This is a genomic window from Geomonas sp. Red276, assembly GCF_054784495.1.
On sequence record NZ_BLXW01000004.1, the window covers coordinates 99,327 to 116,343 of the forward strand.

Consider the following 17,017-nt stretch of genomic DNA (forward strand, 5'->3'; position numbering starts at 1 on the left):
TATGGTTAGATAGTATTAATGCAAAGAAAATGGCGCACTCTTATGGGCGCCTTTTCTGCCTGACACCGGTCAGTCGAAACACCCCCTTCCCCGCCGTTGACAGTAGGAGAACCGTTCCATGCTTGAGGGCCTTAAAAAGTACTCCCAAGAGAAGGTTGTTTCCATGCTGCTGTCTCTGGCCACCAACGCGTCCAACGACAACCTCGCCCGCATGACCCACCTGATGGAGCTCATTCCCAAGAAACAGTACTACAAGGAGCGCATCCGCTGGATCAGGGGGCTTATCCGCGACAACCACCCGAGCATCGAATTTCCCCGCCGCATCATCCGCGAGCTCCATCCCAACCAGCGGGAGAAGTGGGTTACCAACCTCCTGGTGAACCATCTCCTCTCCGGCACCAACAAGCGCAAGCTCTGGGAGGAGCGGGAGGGGTACTATCCCCCCTCCACCGTGGTGATCAGCCCGACCATGAAGTGCAACCTCGACTGTTACGGCTGCTACGCGGGGGACTACCGCAAGAGCCTCGAGCTCTCTTTGGAGGAGATCGATTCGGTGCTCATGCAGATGAAGGAGATGGGGGTCTACTTCGCGGTCGTGTCGGGGGGGGAGCCCTTCTTCAAGAAGGAGATCTTCGAGATCTTCCGCAAGCACTCCGACATGGCCTTCCTGGTCTTCACCCACGGCGGGCTGATCGACGAGCGGATGGTGGCGGAGCTTACCGCGGTGGGGAACGTGATGCCCTCCTTCTCCCTGGAGGGGTACCGCGAGGAGACCGACGAGCGCAGGGGGGCGGGGCACTTCGACAAGGTGATGAGGGCCATGGACCTCTTGAGGGAGGCGGGGCTCTCCTTCTGCAACTCCTTCACCCAGACGAGCCGCAACACCGACATCATCACCGACGAGCGCTTCGTCGACATGCTGATCGAAAAGGGGTGCTTCGCCATGTGGCTCTTCTCCTACGTCCCCGTAGGGCGCAATCCCGAGATCGCCCTCATGCCGACCCCGGAGCAGCGGGACTTCATGAGGCGGACCACCGTCGAGTACCGGGCCGTGAAGCCGATGCTCTTCATCGATTTCTGGAACGACGGGCCGATCATCAGCGGCTGCATCGCGGGGGGGCGCAAGTACTTCCACGTGAACGCCAACGGCGACGTCGAGCCGTGCGTATTCTGCCACTTCGCGGTGGACAACATCAGGAGGACCTCGCTCAAGGAGGCGCTCCGCTCCCCGCTCTTCGAGAGCATCCGCCGGCGGCAGGGGGAGCACGAGAACCTGCTGCGCCCCTGCATGCTGATCGACCATCCCGAGGTGGGGAGGGAGATCTTCGCCAGCGGGGGTGCCTATCCTACCCACGAGGGGGCGGCGGAGATCTTCACCGAGTTGGCCGAGGCGATGGACGACTACGCCGGCCGCTACGGCGAGATAGCCGACCCCGCCTGGGAGCGGGAGTTCACCGGGCCGGAGCTTAAGTCCGGGAACGTCAACGGGTAAGGGCCTCTAACCCATCTGGAAGCCACCTTTTGTCAAAGGTGGGGGGGATTTGCAGCACCTGAGGCCACCAAAGGAGATCGTGGCGCGTGGCACTCTACAGTAGCCTCAACCTCTTTTTCATAAAGCTCCTGACCATGGCGGTCCCCCGCGCCCTTTATCCACCCTGCGCCTTTTGCTGGAGCGCCCTGTTTTACCTGGTACTCCACCGGCAGCGCCGGGACATCAGGAAGAACCTGAGGGTGGTGACCGGACGGTGGAAGGTGGAGCGGCTGGTCTTCTCCTGCTTCTACAAGTTCAGCCGCAACTGGTGCGACCAGCTCCTCATGATGCGGCTCTCCGGCGACCGGCTGCTCGGGTTGATCGGTCGCTGGACCACCGAAAAGCCGCTCGACGATGCCCTGGCGGCCGGACGGGGGGCCATCCTCCTCTCCATCCACCTGGGGAACTGGGAGCTCGGGGGGCTCGGGCTGGCGGCCAAGGGATACCCGATGAACATCCTCACCTTCCGCGAGCCCGACGAACGGGTGAACGCCCAGCGGGAGGTGGTCCGCAGGGAGCGGGGAGTCAACTTCATCTACGTGGACCGGGAGGCGGTCTCGGCCCTGGCGGTCGTCGAGGCGGTGAGCGCCTTGAACCGCAACGAGGTGGTGGCCATCCTGGGCGACCGGGACGGTTCCTCCCACACCGGCGTCTTCGAATTCTTCGGGCGCCCCACCCCGATCCCGCTCGGGGCCGCCTACCTTGCCCTCGCCACCGGCGCCCCGGTCATCCCGGTCTTCGTGCCGCTCGAGGGGGGGCGCTACGCGGCCATCATGGAGCCCCCGGTCTTCTTCCGGGCCGGCCGGCGGGACCGGGACCGGGAGATCCGGGAGCGGACCGGCCAGATCCTCCGGGTCTTCGAACGTTACATCCGAACCTACCCCGACCAGTGGTACAACTTCTTCGACTACTGGGGACGGGCATGGCAGGACGAGAAAGGAGCAGCAGATGAGCGACGAACTGATCTACCAGGTGAAACAGCTGATCATCGACAGCCTTCGCATCGAGGGGCTCTCTACCCATGACATCGAGACCGATGCCCCCCTCTTCGGGGAGGGGCTCGGGCTCGACTCCATCGACGCCCTTCAGCTCGTGGTGGGGATGGAGAACGCCTTCGGGGTGGTGGTCCCCGACGCCGCGGTGGGGACCAAGGTCTTCCAGTCGGTGCGGACCATGGCCGACTACATCGCCCAGCACGCGGCATGAGGCTGTTGCTGATCTCCCCGGGATGGCCGAAGAGGCGGCTCTGGGGCGAGCTCGGCTTCAAGTTCCCCTCCCTTTCGCTGGCCGCCATCGCGGCGGCGACCCCGAACGCGTGGGACATCTTCCTGGGGGACGAGAACCTCGCGCCGCTCGATTTCTCCGCCGAGGTGGACCTGGTGGGGATCACCGCCATGACCCCGCAGGCGCCGCGGGCCTACGAGATCGCCGCCTCCTTCCGCAGCCGCGGCATCCCCGTGGTGATGGGGGGCTTCCACGCGAGTAACCTCCCCGAGGAGGCGCTCGAGCACGTGGACGCGGTGGTGGTGGGAGAGGGGGAGTCGGTCTGGCCGACCCTTTTGGCCGACCGGGAGGAGGGGAGGCTTAAGCGAAGCTACCGCGGCGCCCCCCGTTCCGACCTGGCGGGGCTGCCGCGGGCCCGCCGGGAGATCTTCACCGGCGACCGCTACCTCCTCACCAACACCATCCAGACCACCCGGGGCTGCCCCCACGACTGCGAATTCTGCTCGGTGACCACCTTCTTCGGCCGCCGCTACCGGGAGCGCCCGATCCCCGAGGTGCTTGGCGAGCTCGAGGAGATGCGCAAAGACGGCTCCTTCGCCTTCTTCGTGGACGACAACCTGGTCGGGAACCGCTCCTACGCGCTGGAGCTTTTCCGGGGGATGCGGGGGATGGGGTTCAAGTGGCTCTCCCACGCACCCATCGACCTGGGCGCCGATGCCGAGCTTTTGCGCAGTGCCGGGGAGGCCGGCTGCGTCGGGATGTTCGTCGGGTTCGAGTCGCTTTCCCAGAAGACCCTGGCCGCCATCGGCAAGAGAACGAACCATGCCGCCCGTTACCGCGAGCAGGCCCGGGCCTTCCGGGACCACGGCATCGGGATTCTCGGCTCCTTCGTGCTCGGCTGCGACGGCGATACCCCGGCCGTCTTCGAGCACGTCCGCGGTTTCTGCGAGAGCACCCGGCTGGAGGCCGCCATCTTCCCCATCCTCACCCCCTACCCGGGGACCCGGGTGCGGCAGCGGCTTCAGGCCGAGGGGCGGATCGTCTCCAACGACTGGCGCGACTACGACATGGGGCACGTCACCTACCGGCCGGTGGGGATGAACGCGCGGGAGCTCCAGGAAGGGCACGACTGGCTGAACCGCTCCTTCTACTCGTTTCCCTCCATGTTCCGCAGGATCTTCCGCTGGCACCGGTCGCTGCAGGTCTTCGCCCCCATGAACTTAGGCTTTCGTGCCGCCCTGGGGAGGGTGGAGGGGGGAGCCCGATGATCTGCTACATGTTTCCCGGCCAGCCGCTCTCCCGCCCGGAACCCGTCGCCGGGGACGCCGACGCCGCCCAGCTCGCCTCCCTGGTGGCCCGGGTCGCCGGGCTCGACCTCGCCGGTTCCCGCTGGCTCTTTGGCGAGGGGAGCGAAAACGTGAAGCTCCAGGTGAGCGGGGTGGCCGACAGCCTCCACCGCCTGAGGCGTCTGCGGCGCTACGGGGGGCCTCCCGACCTGGTCGCCCAGCACAGCATGGGGATCTACGCGGCCCTGGTGGCCTGCGGGGCGCTGCGGGAGGAGGAGGCGATCGAGGTGACCTGGCGGGTGGGGATGGCCATGGCCCCCTTGCAGAGGGATGGGGAGTACGCCCTCGGGTGCGTGACCGGCCTCACCGAGGAGCCGCTCCTCTCCCTGGCGAGAAACCACCGGGTCTACCTGGCGAACCACAACACCTCCCGGCATTTCCTCCTCTGCGGGAAAAAGGGGGACATCGCCGCCGCCGTCGAGGAGGCGGGGAAAAGCGGCGCCTTTCCCAGCCGGATGTTCGATTGCGACGCCCCGCTGCACACCCCGCTCATGGCGCCGGTGGCCGGGGAGCTCAACGACATCTTCGCCGGCTACCGCTACCGCGACCCCTGGTCGAGGCTCATGAACCACCTCGACCAGCGTTTCCTGACCCGGGAGGAGATCGCCCCCTTCATGCTGAGGGAGCTGATGGCGCCCGTGTACTGGGAGAAGACCTACCGGGCGCTGCGCCGCGAGGGGGTCACCGCCTTCTACGAGGTCGGCTCCGGGGAGTCGCTCAGGAAATACAACCGCTGGATCGAGGTGCAAGGTGGAGATTGAGAAGGGGATCAGGTTCCACGAGTGCGTCGTCCGGGTCCGCTTCAACGAGGTAGACGCCTACCGGATCGCCTGGCACGGCCACTACGTGACCTGGATGGAGGAGGGGCGCCACGCCCTTGCCCGGGAGTTCGGGCTCGATCCCGCCCAGATGGCGGCGGCCGGCTTCCTCGCCCCGGTGGTGGAGCTCGGGGTGAACTTCCTGAGGCCCGCGGCCTACCGGGAGGAGCTCCGGGTGCAGAGCTGGCCGGTCCGCCGGGAGACCGCCACCATCGAGTTCCGCTGCCGGATGGTCGGCGCCGACGGCAAGGTGGTCGCCACCGGGCGGGCGGTGCACGCCCTCACCGACCTGGAGGGGACCCTCCAGTACCGGATCCCTCCCGTCATCGCCGAGCGGCTCGGCGCGCTCTTTTACCACCACCTGGAGGCCTGATGGACGTGCTCCTCGTTTCCGCCAACCGGGAGAGGAATCCCTACCCGGTCTTTCCGCTGGGGCTCTCCTTCCTGGCCGGGCCGCTCGAGCGCCAGGACCACCGGCTCCGGGTGCTCGACCTGGGCTTTGCCGAAGACCCCGGCGGCGAGCTCACCGCCGCCATAGATGACTTCGCCCCGCGGGTGGTGGCCCTCTCCATACGCAACATCGACAACGTCACCTACCCCGGAAGCCGCTCCTACCTGGCCGAGGTGAAGGAGATGGTCGATCGCTGCCGGGGGAGGGCGCTGGTGGTCGTCGGGGGCTCCGGTTTCTCGCTCATGCCGGTCGAGCTCATGGCCCGCCTGGAGGCCGACTACGGCGTGGTCGGGGAGGGGGAGGAAGCCCTTCCCGAGCTCCTTGCCTACCTCGAGCGGGGGGAAACGCCCGGACTCATCCCCGGCGTCATCGCCCGCGGCGACCGCAGCGTACCCCCGGTCGCCTACCTCGGGTCGTTCGACACCCCGGACCGGCGGCTGTTCCCGCTGGCCCGCTACCGTGCCGAGGGGGGGATGGCCAACGTCCAGACCAAGCGGGGATGCCCCTTTTCCTGCCTCTACTGCAACTATCCGCTCCTCGAGGGGAGGAAGGTGAGGCTTCGGGGGGTGAGCGAGATCGTGGACGAGGTGAACGCCCTCGTGAAGGAAGCGGGGGTCGACTACCTCTCCTTCGTGGACGACGTCTTCAATTTCCCCCCCGAGTTCGCCGAGCAGCTCTGCCGGGCCCTGGCCCGCGAGAAGCTTGGGGTCGGCTGGTCGGCCTTCGTCAACCCCGGCTACCTCACCCCCCACCTGGTGGACGCGATGGCCGAGGCGGGGTGCGACGCCGTCGAGTTCGGCAGCGAGTCCGGCTCCGACCGCGTCCTGGAGGCGCTCGGCAAGTCCTTCCAGGCGGTCGATCTCCGGGTCGCCTCCCGCCTCTGCCGCCGGGCCGGGATCTCCTTCGCCCACTACTTCCTCTTCGGGGGGCCGGAGGAGAGCGAGGCGACCGTGGAGGAGACCTTCGCCTTAGCCGACGAGCTCGACGCCGATGCCAACATCGCCATGACCGGGATCCGGATCTTCCCCGGGACCGGCCTCTACCACCGGGCGCTCGCCGACGGGGTGATCGCCGCCGACACCCCGCTACTGGAGCCGGTCTTCTACCTGTCGCCCCCCTTGGCCGGGGCCCTCTGCACCCTGGTGGCCGACCGGGCGCTTTCGCGCAAGAACTGGGTGGCCCCGGGGATGGAACTCAACATGAGCGATTCGATGCTGGAGGCGCTGCGCCGGTTCCCGGTGCGGGGCCCGCTCTGGAAACAGCTCCGGCGGCTGACCAGGAGCCGGCTCAGGCCGATGTGAGGGGGTGGGATGGAATTTAACGGAAAGTCGGTCATCGTCACGGGAGGTACCCGTGGCATCGGCTGGGCCACCTCGCTCCACTTCGCGAGGCTCGGGGCCCGGGTGACCGCCGCCTACCTCAGTAACGACGCGGCGGCCCAGCAGCTCGCCGTGGAGGCGGCCGGGCTTCCCGGTTCCATCACCGCGGTCAAGGGGGACGTCTCCACCTCCGAAGGGGCCCGCGCGCTGGTGGACGAGGCCTGCCGGGTCAACGGCTCCCTCGATGTTCTGGTCAACAACGCCGGCATCATCAAGGACGTCTATCTCCCCATGATGTCGGACGTCGACTGGGACACGGTCCTCAAGGGGAACCTCTATCCCCTCTTTCACTGCTGCAAGTGGGCGCTCAGGAAGATGGTAGCTTCCCGCCGCGGGGTGATCGTCAACATCTCCTCGGTGGCGGCCATTTCCGGCAACGCCGGCCAGACCAACTACGCGGCCAGCAAGGGGGCCGCCCTGAGCTTCACCAAGTCGCTGGCCCGCGAGGTGGGGGGGCTCGGGATCCGGGTCAACGCGGTGGCGCCGGGGCTGATCGAGACCGACATGATCGCCGCCATGAAACAGGACCACCTCGACCGGATCGTGAAGAGCTCCTCGCTGGGGCGGGTCGGGCGCGCCGAGGAGGTGGCCGAGGCGGTCGCCTTCCTCGCCTCCGACCGCGCCTCTTACATCACCGGGCAGTGCCTGGTGGTGGACGGGGGGATCGTCTGATTCCCTTTTCTGCGGACGATCGGTCCCGGGCGGCCGGTCCGTCCGATCCTTGCTGCGAGGTGCCATGAGAGTCGCCAGAAGAAAAAGGATCGCCATCACCGGACTGGGGGTCTTCTCGGCCGCCGGGAGGGACGTACCCTCCTTCACCAGGTCCCTTCGCAGCGGCCAAAGCGCCATCGGCCCCGTTGACCTCTTCGACGTGGCCCCGTTCCCCTCCCGGATCGGCGCCCAGGTCGCAGGCTACGACCCCCTCGACTACTTCGCGGCGCGCGATGCCCGCAAGATGTCGCGGGTGGACCAGTTCGGCGTGCTGGCGGCCGGCGAGGCGATTCGCAAAAGCTGCGCGCTCGGGTACTACTCCCCCTACGAGATCGGGGTCTGCGTGGGGGCGGGGGCCTCGGGGATGCTCCAGTGCGAGGAGTGGCTTGAGGGGAGCCTCTCCGGGAAGAGACCGAGACCCTCCCTCTTGCGGGGGCTTCTCCCCGACCGCACCGCCACCTGCATCGCCTCCTGCTACAACCTCTGCGGCTACCAGTCGAGCATCACCACCGCCTGCTCCTCCTCGGCGAGCTCCATCGGCTGGGGTGCGGACCTGGTCGCCACCGGGGCGGTCAAGGCCATCCTCTGCGGGGGCTCCGACTGCCTTTCGCTCCTCACCTTCGCGGGCTTCAACACCCTGAGGGTGGTCGACCCCGAGCCCTGCTCCCCCTTCAGCAAGGGGCGCCAGGGGATCTCGCTCGGGGAGGGGGCCGCCTTCGTGATGCTCGAGGAGGAAGGGGAGGCGAGACGCAGAGGGGCCGAGATCCACGGCTACCTGGCCGGCTACGCGGTGGCCGGGGAGGGGTTCCACATGACCGCCCCCGACCCGTCCGGCGAGGACTCCGCCCGGGTGATGGCCGAGGCCCTGAAGAGGGCCGGGGTGGGGCTCGAGGAGGTGGGCTGGGTGAACGCCCACGGCACCGGCACCCCCTTGAACGACGCCATCGAGTCCAAGGCGATGAAACTGGTCTTCGGCGAGCGGGCCCCCCAGGTCCCGCTGGTTTCGGTCAAGGGGCTCACCGGCCACTGCCTGGGGGCCGCCGGGGCGGTCGAGGCGCTCGCCACCATCATCGCCCTCAACCAGCGCTTCATCCCCCAGACCCTCAACTTCCGCGGGCCCGACCCCGACTGCGACCTCGACTACTGTCACCACGGCGCCCGGAGCTGCCAGACGCGGGTCGCCCTCTCCAACTCGTTCGCCTTCGGCGGCAACACCACCTCCCTGGTCATCACGGTATGAGGCGCTACGAGACCCAGGGGCGCAGGCCCCGCACCCTCCGCAGGAACTGCCTGGAAGGAGACAACGTGACCATCTGCTATCACGACATCGTCGTCACCGGCGTGGCCGCCATCTCGCCGGCCGGGGTGGGGACCGAGCCGCTTCTGCGGGCGATCGAGGAAGGGGGGAGCCGCCTTACCCCGGTCCCCGAGGAGCTCCTTGGGGACCGGGGGGGTATCACTGGGGAAAGGCCGACGGCTTCCGGGTCGCCGATTTCATCTCGCCGCTCAAGGCGAGAAAGCTCGACCGCTGCAGCGTGCTGGCGGTGGCCGCCACCGGCCTCGCCCTGAAGAGCGCCCGCCTGGAGCCCGGTTCCCTCCCCCCCTCCCGGATCGGCATCGTGCTCGGCTGCGGTTTCGGCGGCATCGCCAACGCCGAGGAGTTCCTCTCCGGCTACTACGCCGGGGGAGCCGAGGGGCTCGTCCCGATGCTCTTTCCCAACATCGTCCCCAACGCCTCGGCCAGTAACGCCTCCATCGAGTACCGGTTTAAGGGGCCCAACGTGACCGCCATCCAGCGTTTCTGCTCGGCCGAATCGGCCTTCATGATGGCCAAGCGGTTCATCGAGGAGGACCGGGCCGACGTGGTGATCACCGGCGGGGTCGACGAGGTCTTCCCCGGGATGCTCAAGGGGTTGAAGGCCATGGGGCAGCTCGACCGCTCCGGCTCCGGGTTCAGCGAGGGGGCCGGGCTCCTCGTGCTCGAGAAGGGGGACCATGCGCGCCTGCGCCAGGCCCCCATCCTGGCCGTGGTGGAGGAGCTCCGCACCGTCGGCCGGCTCTGCCGGGGGAACGAAGGGGAGGGGTACCGGATGCTCCTCCCCCGTCACCTGCGCCCGGACCTGGTCTCCCTCTCCGGGAACGCCCCCTTCGACAGGGGGCTTTTGGCCCGCCTCCCGGGGGCCCGCACCATCGATACCGGCCAGGTGCTCGGCCGCTCCCTCGCCATGGGGGGGCTCGCCCTGGCCGCCCTGGTGCTGAGCCTCAAGGAGGGGGCTTTCGGCACCCACCTGGCCTCCTCTCCGGAGGGACCCTACTACGCGATCGATCTCATCGGAGGCGACCCTGTTCCCTTCTGACCCGCGATGCTATCTCCCGCACCGTCCCCCGTTCCTGTTCGTCGACGTGGTGACCGCCCTTTCGCCGGGGCTGGGGGCCACCGGGGAGTACCAGCTGGCGGCCGACGGGATCTTCCCCCCCATCCTGCTGGTGGAGGCCATGGCCCAGGTCGGGGGGATCGCCTCCGGGCGGCGCGACGGGAAGCTCGGCGTGCTGGCGGCGCTTCGCCAGGTCCGGCTCCCGGCCGAGCTCCCGCCGGGGGGGAGGGTGACGGTGACCTCCACCATCGTCAGGTCCTACGGGAGCATGCTGCTGGTGGCCGGCGAGGCCTCGCTCGACGGGGAGCCGGTCGCCTCGGCCACCCTCACCCTCGCCCTGGAGCAGTGAACCATGGCGCGGCTTTTGGCACTACTGGCACTGGTACTCATGACCTCCCGGGCGCTGGCCGCCGGCTCACCCGCCGTGGAGGCCCTGGAGACCCTTCGCCGCTCTTTCCGGGACACCGCCTGCTTCACCGCCGACCTGGTGCAGGAGAAGCGGCTTTCCCTCATGAAGAAGCGGCTGGTCTCCCGCGGGGTGGTCCGCCTCCGCAAGCCGGACACCTTCTTCATGGAGCTCTATCCCCCCCACGCGAGCCGCCTCCTCTTGAAGGACAACCTCCTCCTCATGCACCTCCCCGGCCAGGCCACCCAGCGGGTGGTGCTCCCCCCCGGGCAGGGGCTCGGGAAGTGGTTCGCCTTCCTCTCCCGGCCGGTCACCGCGGTCCCCGAGGGGGCCGAGGTCACCGCGACCCGCCAGGGGGGGCTTTGGCTCTTGCAGCTCGCCCCCAAAGGGGAGGGGAGCGTGCGGCGGATCACCGTCGGCTTCGACGGGGAGGGGCGCATCGGCCGGGTGGTGATCGACGAGCGAAACGGCGACCGGACCGGGCTCTCCTTGCGTAACTTCCGCCGCAACGTCCCGCTCACCGACGCCGATTTCCGGGTCGAATGACCATCCCGGGCTTGATTTTCCGCCGGCGAGCCGCTACCCTGTCTCCGCTTGCCGTCCGCCTTTTAGCGCGGGCTGATCCCGGTCGCCTGCCGGCCATCTAACGAGGGGCTTTCGTGACGTCCAAACCGCTCTTTGCCATCCGCACCCTGCTGCTTTTCCTGCTTATCGCCGTTTCCCTCTCCGCCTGCGCGACCGCCCCGAAACCGTTGACCGGGATCGTCCCGGGGCGCGAGGTGGAGACCCTGCAGTCCTCCATCTCCGTCTCGGTGAAAAGCGGCGAGCATACCACCAGCGGGAGGGGATTCCTCATCTTCCGGCAGCCCGACCGCTTCCACCTGGCCCTCCTGTCCCCCTTCGGGCTGACCGTCTTCGAGGTCTTCATCGACGGCGACCGGCTCACCTGCCTGGTCCCCTCCCGCGACGAGGCCTACCGCGGACTCTTCTCGGAGCTCCCGCCGGAGAGCCCTTTGCAGAGCATGGCCATGATGAAGTGGGTGACCGCCAAGCCCCCCCAGCTCGTGGGCGCTCCCCGGGTCCTCACCAACGCCGAGGGGGACCGCTTCTTCCTCGACCCCCAGCACCTGGTCGAGCGGAAGGTCTCCCCGGCCGGCGACCAGGTGAGCTACGAGAACTACCGCAACGTGAACGGGGTCGCCTTCCCGGAGGCCATCGTGATCGCCAGCCGGTTCGGGAGCTCGGTCCGCATCGTCTTCGAGGAGCCCGAGATCAACCAGCCGGTCGACGAGAGCACCCTTACCCCCACCCTGGACGGGCTGAAGGTCCTCCCGCTCGCCTCCTTCAAGGGGTTCTGACATGACACCCGCGGCGCCATGACGGCCGGCCTCTCCGCCGGCCTGCGGGGCGCCGTGGCGCGGCACCTTGCCTGGATCCACCGGGTCACCTCGAGGTATCCCCTGCGGGTGATCGCGGCGTCGCTCGTCATCCTCCTCCTCTGCGGCCTCTCCATCCACCGGGTCCGCTTCGAGACCGATTTCTTCAAGCTCTTCCCCTCCGAAAAGGGGGCGTTGCGCCTGTTCCTGGACACCCTCGAGTGGAGCGGGAGCGGGCGGGATGCCTACTTCCTCCTGGAGGGGCCCCGCGACCGGGTGGTGAGGGAAGGGGAGGAGTTTGCGGCCCGCCTCGCCTTACTGAAGGTGCGGGGAGCCCCCGCCTTCTCCCGGGTCACCTACCGCGCCGTCGACCCCGCCGAGGCCGCCTCCTTCGCCGAATTCCTCTCCTGGGCGGTCTACCGACCCCAGCTCTTCCTCTCCCCGGGCGAACTCCCGGGGTACCTGGCCCGGCTCTCCCCCGCCTCCCAGGACGCCTCCCTCGCCCGCGACCAGGCCCTTCTGGCGAGCGAGGCGGGAGCGCCCCTGGCCGGGCTGGTCGCCGCCGATCCCCTCTTTCTGCGCGAGGTGATCCTCCCCCGGCTGGAGCGGGGGAGGGAGGGGCTCCTCCTCGACCCGGACTCCCCCTACCTGATCTCCCGGGACGGCCGGCTGATGGTCATCATCGGCAAGGCCGCCCGCTCGGTCAAGGACATGGCCTTCACCCGCGAGCTCGTGAAGGGGATCAACGAGGCCCGGCGCGGTTTCGCCTCCCGGATCACCTGCACGGGCGCCCAGGTGGCGGCGGTGATCGACGAGGCGGCCATGAAAAGGAACATCGTCGCCTGCGTGCTCTCCTCGCTTGCCGTGGTGCTCTCCCTCTTCTACCTGACCTACCGCCGGCTCCTCCCGACCCTGCTGATCCCGCTCATCCTCCTCTTCGGGGTGGTCGCGGGGCTCGGGGTGGGGGGGCTTTTCCTCTCCTCCATCCACATCATCTCCTTTGCCTTCACCGCCCTCATCATCGGCCTGGGGACCGACTACTCGATCCACCTGTACGACCGCTACTATTCCGAGCGGTCCGCCGGGGCCGACCTCGACCGGGCGCTGCACGCCTCGCTGGTGGAGAGCGGCCACGGGATCTTCACCGCCGCGGTCACCACCGCCGTCCCCTTCCTGGCCCTGATGGTTTCCGACGTGCGGGCCCTCTTCGAGCTGGGGCTCCTGGTCGGCCTCGGGGTGATCTTCTCCCTCTACGCGACCCTCTTCTTCCTCCCCCCCCTGCTCATCTACGGCGAGCGGCGCTTCCCCGGCCGTCCCTTCCACCCCCTCCCCGGTTTCGGCCTGGCGGGGATCTGGCGGCTCAACCGCCGGTGGCCCCGGGCGAGCCGGCTAACGTTCCTGGCGCTCATTGCCGGGGCCTTTTCCTGCGCATTCTCCATCCGCTTCGAGGGGGATTTGAAGAAGCTCCAGCCGCGCTTCTCCGAGGCGCTGCTGGCCCAGGAGAAGATCGAGCGCCACCTCACGCCCTCTCCGCGCCAGATGCTCGTGGCGGTGGAGGGGGCCGACCTCGCCCGGGTGCTGGCCCGGGGGGAGCGGGTGGACCGCCTGGTGGAGGAGTACCGGCGCCGCGGCGACCTGGTCTCCTTCTCCTCGCTTGCCCGGCTCGTCAATTCCCCCTCCCGGCAGGATGCCGTGGCCGGGGAGTTGAGGCGCCTGCTTGCCCACGCCTCCCCGGAGGGGGTCCTGCGCCGCGCCCTGGCGAAGGCCGGCTTCGCCATCGTACCCTTCGAGCCGGCCCTGGCCCGCCTGGGAGAGCTTCCGGCCGCCTCGCCGGTCCCGGAGCCGGAGGCCATCGACCGCCTGGAGCGCTCCCCGCTCAGGGGGGTGGTCGAGCGGCACCTGATGGAGGGGGAGGGGAGCCATCATCTCCTTTTCTACCTCGACTACCGGGGGCGCGAGTTCGACCAGCAGGCCTTTTTGAGGGATCTCGCCGCGGTGGACCCGCTTGCCCGGGCCTCCAGCCCCGAGCTCGTCAGCAGGCAGCTCGAGCAATCGGTGAGACGGGCCTTTACCCTCGCCTTCCTGGTCGGGGGGGCGGCGGTGCTCTTGCTGCTCCTCTCCCACTTTGGAAGCCTGGCCGCCATCTTCCATACCCTCTACCCCGTGCTCGGCGGCGGCGCCGCCATGCTCGGCATCATGTCGCTTGCCGGGATGCGGCTTAACTTCATGAATTGCATGGTGCTGGTAACCATCCTCGGCATGGGGAGCGACTACGGCCTGCACCTGGCCCACCGGGTCACCTCCTGCCGCGAGCCGAAGAGGTGCGGGGAGTTCGTCCAGTCCGGCAGGGCGGTCCTCCTTTCCGCCCTCACCACCATCGCCGGCTTCGGGTCGCTCGCCTTTTCCGACTACGGGGCGCTCGCCTCCATCGGCTCGGCCACCAACCTCGGGGTGGGGGCGACCGCCGTACTCGCCCTCGTTTCACTACCCGCCTTCTTCCCGGCCAGTCGGGGAAACCCTGACAACTGATCCCGGATTTACCTTGTTGTAAACTTGCCACGTTTGAGATACTGTTAAGGTATTTCTAGATACAATTAATGCTCTGGGACGAGCCCGGGCTCGAGATCTTCTTCCGCTGTAACTTCCATGATACAGACTGACGGATCTTTCCCCTTTGAGAGAAGGTCCTGTTGCTGATCCTTCACCGCGCTTTTCTGACCCAGCACCGGGTCGGCGGAACTGCCGCAGCGTTTCGCCATCACCCATGGATTGCCGGGACCGGTTCAATAACGAGCATGCCCGATACCCCCAGACGATACCTACGCTCCGCGACAGGCCGTTTCCTGTACCGGTGGCCCTTCCGATCCGCGTGGTCGGCGCGGGTGCTGGTCCTTTGCGCGCTCCTGCTGCCGACGGCGACCGCCCACGCCGCCATCTCGCACAAGAAGCTGGTCATCCTCTCCTCCTACGGCTTCTCCTCGACGGGGGTGCAGACCCTCATGCGCGGCATCACGGAGTCGGTGAAGGAGGACGACCGGACCGAGGTCCAGATCTACACCGAGTTTCTCGACCTGGACAGCTTCCCCTCCTCCGGCCACATGGGGCGGATGGTAGACATGCTCAAGGCGAAGTACGCCGGGAACCGTCCCGACCTGGTGGTGGCGGTCTTCCGGCCGGCCCACGAGCTGCTGCTCCGCTACCGGGACGCCATCTTCCCGGGGGTGCCGGTGATCACCTTCGACCTCAAGCGCCAATTCGACCTCTCGCAGCTGCCGGAGGGGTTCACCCCGGTGCTGGGGGACCTGAGGCCGGGGGCGGTTTTGGACGCCATCGCCACCATGCAACCACAGGTGAAGAAGATCGTGGTGGTGACCGGCACCGGCCATCTCGACCGGCTGTTCCAGGCCTCCTTCGCCGGCGATTTCGAAAGTGCCTCCGGCCGGTTCACCTTCACCCGTACCGACGGGATGAGCTACGAGGAGATCTGCGCGATGGCCTCCAAGCTCCCAAGCGATACCGCCATGGTCTACCTGAGCTTCAGCCGCGACCGCGGCGGGATGACCTTCGTGTCCCGGGAGGTGATCAAGGAGCTGGCCCAGCGGAGCACCGTCCCGATCTACGTCCTGTGGGACACCGCCGCCGAGTCCGGGGGGGTCGGCGGTTACCTCTTCAGGCTGGAGGAGGCGGGGAGATCGATCGGGGACCTCGCCCTGAAGCGCTTCCGGGGCGAAAGGAGCGCTCCGGTGCTCCTGGACGACAACGCCGGCTTCATGTTCAACGAGCACGAGCTCACCCGGTGGGGGATCAAGAAGACCAACCTACCCCCCGGCAGCTCGCTCTACAACCGGCAGCCCAACCCCTGGGTGGAGTACCGGGTCTACCTGGTCGCCGTCGGCATCGCGCTGGTCCTGCAGTCGGTGACCATCGCCCTCCTGCTCAAGAACCGGCAGCGAAAGCGCAAGGTCCAGGAGGATCTCAACTCCTCCCGGGACCAGCTGGCGGCCCTGACCGCCGAGCTGAGCCTCTCAGAGGAGCGCGAGCGGAGAAAGATCGCGGTCGCCCTGCACGACAAGGTGGTCCAGAACCTGGCCCTGGGGAAGATGAGGCTCGACCAGGCCATGCTGAAGGGGGTGGTCGCCCCCGATCCCGCGGTCATCTCGGTCTGCCGGATCCTCGACGTCACCATGCACGACCTGCGGGAGTTGAGTACCGACCTCAGTTCGCCGCTGCTCTACGAGTTCGGCCTTAAGGCCGCCATCGAGGATTTCGGCGCCCGCCTCTCCGTCGAGCACGGCTTCGACTTCGCGGTCAACGGCGAGGAAATCCCTCTCGGGGAGGAGCTCAGGATCACCCTGTTCCAGGTCGCCCGGGAACTCCTCTACAACCTGGTCAAGCACGCCCGGGCCAGCATGGTCACCGTATCCGTGATGGGCGAGCCCGGGTGGGTGATCCTGGAGGTGGAGGACAACGGGGTCGGCTTCGATCCCCTCACCTCGAAAAAGGGGTTCGGTCTACAGTTCATTAACCAGCGGGTCGCCTCCTTGGGGGGATCCATCAACATAACGACCAACAATCCGAAGGGGACCCAGGTGCTGATCAAGGTCCCCTCCGATCAGGAGAGAAAATGAGCAACACAGTTCTTTTGGTGGACGATCATCTGATGTTCAGGGACGGCCTGAAGGCCATCCTGGAGGCCGAGCCGGGCTTCACGGTGGTGGGGGAGGCCGCCAACGGCAAAACGGCAGTGGAACTCTGCCGGGAGCTGGCCCCCGACGTGGTGGTGATGGACATCTCGATGCCCGAGATGAACGGCATCGAGGCCACCAAGCTGATCGGAGCCGAGAAGCTCAAGTCCAGGGTGGTGATCCTCTCCATGCACTCCGAGCGGATCTTCCTGGTCGAGGCCCTGCGCGCCGGCGCGCGCGGCATCCTGATCAAGAGCTGCGCCTCCGCCGAGCTGGTCAGCGCCCTCAACACCGTGCTCGCCGACCAGACCTACTTGAGCCCGGCCATCAGCCACCTGATCCTCGACGAGGTGATCGGCTCCCCGGCCTCCGAGCGCCAGCAGACGCTCACCCCCCGCGAGCGCCAGATCCTCAAACTCCTGGCCCTGGGCGAAAACGTCAAGTCGATCGGCTATACCCTCGGCATCAGCTACAAGACGGTGGAGACCCACCGGATGCAGCTCATGAAAAAGCTCGACCTCAAATCGATGGTCGACCTGGTGAAGTACGCTGCCCGCCAGGGGGTCATCGAGCTCTAAAGCCCGCCTTTTTCGCCTTGCCCGGGCCGTGCCGTCACGGCCGGCCCGGCGCCCGCGGCAATCTCCTCACGGAAGATCCCGTTTTTCCAGCACTTTCCCCGGCTGTTTTATTTTCTCAATATTTCCCCATGTGAATC

The 17,017-nt window shown here is 67.7% G+C and carries 17 protein-coding genes; all 17 read left to right on the forward strand.

The window, feature by feature from the left end; translation table 11 throughout:
• Positions 1 to 118 precede the first annotated feature (118 nt).
• The 17 genes from ACYVL5_RS04600 to ACYVL5_RS04680 all read left to right on the forward strand — a co-directional run bounded on the left by ACYVL5_RS04600 (position 119) and on the right by ACYVL5_RS04680 (position 16,880).
• Positions 119 to 1,492 carry a radical SAM protein gene (locus ACYVL5_RS04600; protein ID WP_460594379.1) on the forward strand — a complete coding sequence of 458 codons (1,374 nt, stop codon included), beginning with the start codon at positions 119 to 121 and terminating at the stop codon, positions 1,490 to 1,492.
• A gap of 86 nt (positions 1,493 to 1,578) precedes the next feature.
• Entirely contained in the window at positions 1,579 to 2,556 is a 978-nt protein-coding gene (locus tag ACYVL5_RS04605) for a lysophospholipid acyltransferase family protein (RefSeq protein ID WP_460594380.1), read from the forward strand.
• A complete protein-coding gene (locus ACYVL5_RS04610) occupies positions 2,480 to 2,737 on the forward strand; it encodes an acyl carrier protein (protein WP_460594381.1) in 258 nt (85 codons plus the stop codon). The genes ACYVL5_RS04605 and ACYVL5_RS04610 overlap by 77 nt, the downstream gene beginning before the upstream one ends.
• Positions 2,734 to 4,023, forward strand: coding sequence for a B12-binding domain-containing radical SAM protein (locus ACYVL5_RS04615; protein WP_460594382.1), 1,290 nt, complete (start codon positions 2,734 to 2,736; stop codon positions 4,021 to 4,023). Before ACYVL5_RS04610 ends, ACYVL5_RS04615 begins: the two co-directional genes overlap by 4 nt.
• Positions 4,020 to 4,862 carry an ACP S-malonyltransferase gene (locus ACYVL5_RS04620; RefSeq protein WP_460594383.1) on the forward strand — a complete coding sequence of 281 codons (843 nt, stop codon included), beginning with the start codon at positions 4,020 to 4,022 and terminating at the stop codon, positions 4,860 to 4,862. Before ACYVL5_RS04615 ends, ACYVL5_RS04620 begins: the two co-directional genes overlap by 4 nt.
• The gene (locus ACYVL5_RS04625) at positions 4,852 to 5,292 is read left to right on the forward strand and encodes an acyl-CoA thioesterase (RefSeq protein WP_460594384.1); all 441 of its coding nucleotides are present in this window, start codon (positions 4,852 to 4,854) and stop codon (positions 5,290 to 5,292) included. The genes ACYVL5_RS04620 and ACYVL5_RS04625 overlap by 11 nt, the downstream gene beginning before the upstream one ends.
• The gene (locus tag ACYVL5_RS04630; RefSeq protein ID WP_460594385.1) at positions 5,292 to 6,671 is read left to right on the forward strand and encodes a B12-binding domain-containing radical SAM protein; all 1,380 of its coding nucleotides are present in this window, start codon (positions 5,292 to 5,294) and stop codon (positions 6,669 to 6,671) included. Before ACYVL5_RS04625 ends, ACYVL5_RS04630 begins: the two co-directional genes overlap by 1 nt.
• A gap of 9 nt (positions 6,672 to 6,680) precedes the next feature.
• A complete protein-coding gene (locus ACYVL5_RS04635) occupies positions 6,681 to 7,421 on the forward strand; it encodes a 3-oxoacyl-ACP reductase family protein (RefSeq protein ID WP_460594386.1) in 741 nt (246 codons plus the stop codon).
• 64 nt (positions 7,422 to 7,485) lie between these two features.
• The gene (locus ACYVL5_RS04640; RefSeq protein WP_460594387.1) at positions 7,486 to 8,700 is read left to right on the forward strand and encodes a beta-ketoacyl-[acyl-carrier-protein] synthase family protein; all 1,215 of its coding nucleotides are present in this window, start codon (positions 7,486 to 7,488) and stop codon (positions 8,698 to 8,700) included.
• Positions 8,697 to 9,029, forward strand: coding sequence for a hypothetical protein (locus ACYVL5_RS04645; protein WP_460594388.1), 333 nt, complete (start codon positions 8,697 to 8,699; stop codon positions 9,027 to 9,029). The genes ACYVL5_RS04640 and ACYVL5_RS04645 overlap by 4 nt, the downstream gene beginning before the upstream one ends.
• Positions 8,996 to 9,817: a beta-ketoacyl-[acyl-carrier-protein] synthase family protein gene (locus tag ACYVL5_RS04650; protein ID WP_460594389.1), complete on the forward strand. Its 822-nt coding sequence runs from the start codon at positions 8,996 to 8,998 to the stop codon at positions 9,815 to 9,817. The genes ACYVL5_RS04645 and ACYVL5_RS04650 overlap by 34 nt, the downstream gene beginning before the upstream one ends.
• A 46-nt stretch (positions 9,818 to 9,863) precedes the next feature.
• Positions 9,864 to 10,184 carry a 3-hydroxyacyl-ACP dehydratase FabZ family protein gene (locus ACYVL5_RS04655; protein ID WP_460594390.1) on the forward strand — a complete coding sequence of 107 codons (321 nt, stop codon included), beginning with the start codon at positions 9,864 to 9,866 and terminating at the stop codon, positions 10,182 to 10,184.
• Positions 10,185 to 10,187: 3 nt separating this feature from the next.
• Positions 10,188 to 10,787: a LolA family protein gene (locus ACYVL5_RS04660; protein ID WP_460594391.1), complete on the forward strand. Its 600-nt coding sequence runs from the start codon at positions 10,188 to 10,190 to the stop codon at positions 10,785 to 10,787.
• A gap of 113 nt (positions 10,788 to 10,900) precedes the next feature.
• Positions 10,901 to 11,599: an outer membrane lipoprotein LolB gene (locus tag ACYVL5_RS04665; RefSeq protein WP_460594392.1), complete on the forward strand. Its 699-nt coding sequence runs from the start codon at positions 10,901 to 10,903 to the stop codon at positions 11,597 to 11,599.
• An 18-nt stretch (positions 11,600 to 11,617) separates the two neighbouring features.
• On the forward strand, positions 11,618 to 14,146 hold the full coding sequence (locus tag ACYVL5_RS04670; RefSeq protein ID WP_460594393.1) for an MMPL family transporter: 2,529 nt from the start codon (positions 11,618 to 11,620) through the stop codon (positions 14,144 to 14,146).
• A gap of 353 nt (positions 14,147 to 14,499) precedes the next feature.
• Positions 14,500 to 16,245 (forward strand): sensor histidine kinase, encoded by a 1,746-nt coding sequence (locus tag ACYVL5_RS04675; RefSeq protein WP_460594394.1) that lies wholly within the window; start codon positions 14,500 to 14,502, stop codon positions 16,243 to 16,245.
• Entirely contained in the window at positions 16,242 to 16,880 is a 639-nt protein-coding gene (locus ACYVL5_RS04680) for a transcriptional regulator (RefSeq protein WP_460594395.1), read from the forward strand. The genes ACYVL5_RS04675 and ACYVL5_RS04680 overlap by 4 nt, the downstream gene beginning before the upstream one ends.
• Positions 16,881 to 17,017 lie beyond the last annotated feature (137 nt).

Bases quoted from the DNA above. Each gene is read 5' to 3' on its own strand.
- ACYVL5_RS04600 (WP_460594379.1), top strand. From the start codon at position 119: ATGCTTGAGGGCCTTAAAAAGTACTCCCAAGAGAAGGTTGTTTCCATG.
- ACYVL5_RS04610 (WP_460594381.1), top strand. From the start codon at position 2,480: ATGAGCGACGAACTGATCTACCAGGTGAAACAGCTGATCATCGACAGC.
- ACYVL5_RS04615 (WP_460594382.1), top strand. From the start codon at position 2,734: ATGAGGCTGTTGCTGATCTCCCCGGGATGGCCGAAGAGGCGGCTCTGG.
- ACYVL5_RS04620 (WP_460594383.1), top strand. From the start codon at position 4,020: ATGATCTGCTACATGTTTCCCGGCCAGCCGCTCTCCCGCCCGGAACCC.
- ACYVL5_RS04630 (WP_460594385.1), top strand. From the start codon at position 5,292: ATGGACGTGCTCCTCGTTTCCGCCAACCGGGAGAGGAATCCCTACCCG.
- ACYVL5_RS04635 (WP_460594386.1), top strand. From the start codon at position 6,681: ATGGAATTTAACGGAAAGTCGGTCATCGTCACGGGAGGTACCCGTGGC.
- ACYVL5_RS04640 (WP_460594387.1), top strand. From the start codon at position 7,486: ATGAGAGTCGCCAGAAGAAAAAGGATCGCCATCACCGGACTGGGGGTC.
- ACYVL5_RS04645 (WP_460594388.1), top strand. From the start codon at position 8,697: ATGAGGCGCTACGAGACCCAGGGGCGCAGGCCCCGCACCCTCCGCAGG.
- ACYVL5_RS04660 (WP_460594391.1), top strand. From the start codon at position 10,188: ATGGCGCGGCTTTTGGCACTACTGGCACTGGTACTCATGACCTCCCGG.
- ACYVL5_RS04670 (WP_460594393.1), top strand. From the start codon at position 11,618: ATGACGGCCGGCCTCTCCGCCGGCCTGCGGGGCGCCGTGGCGCGGCAC.
- ACYVL5_RS04680 (WP_460594395.1), top strand. From the start codon at position 16,242: ATGAGCAACACAGTTCTTTTGGTGGACGATCATCTGATGTTCAGGGAC.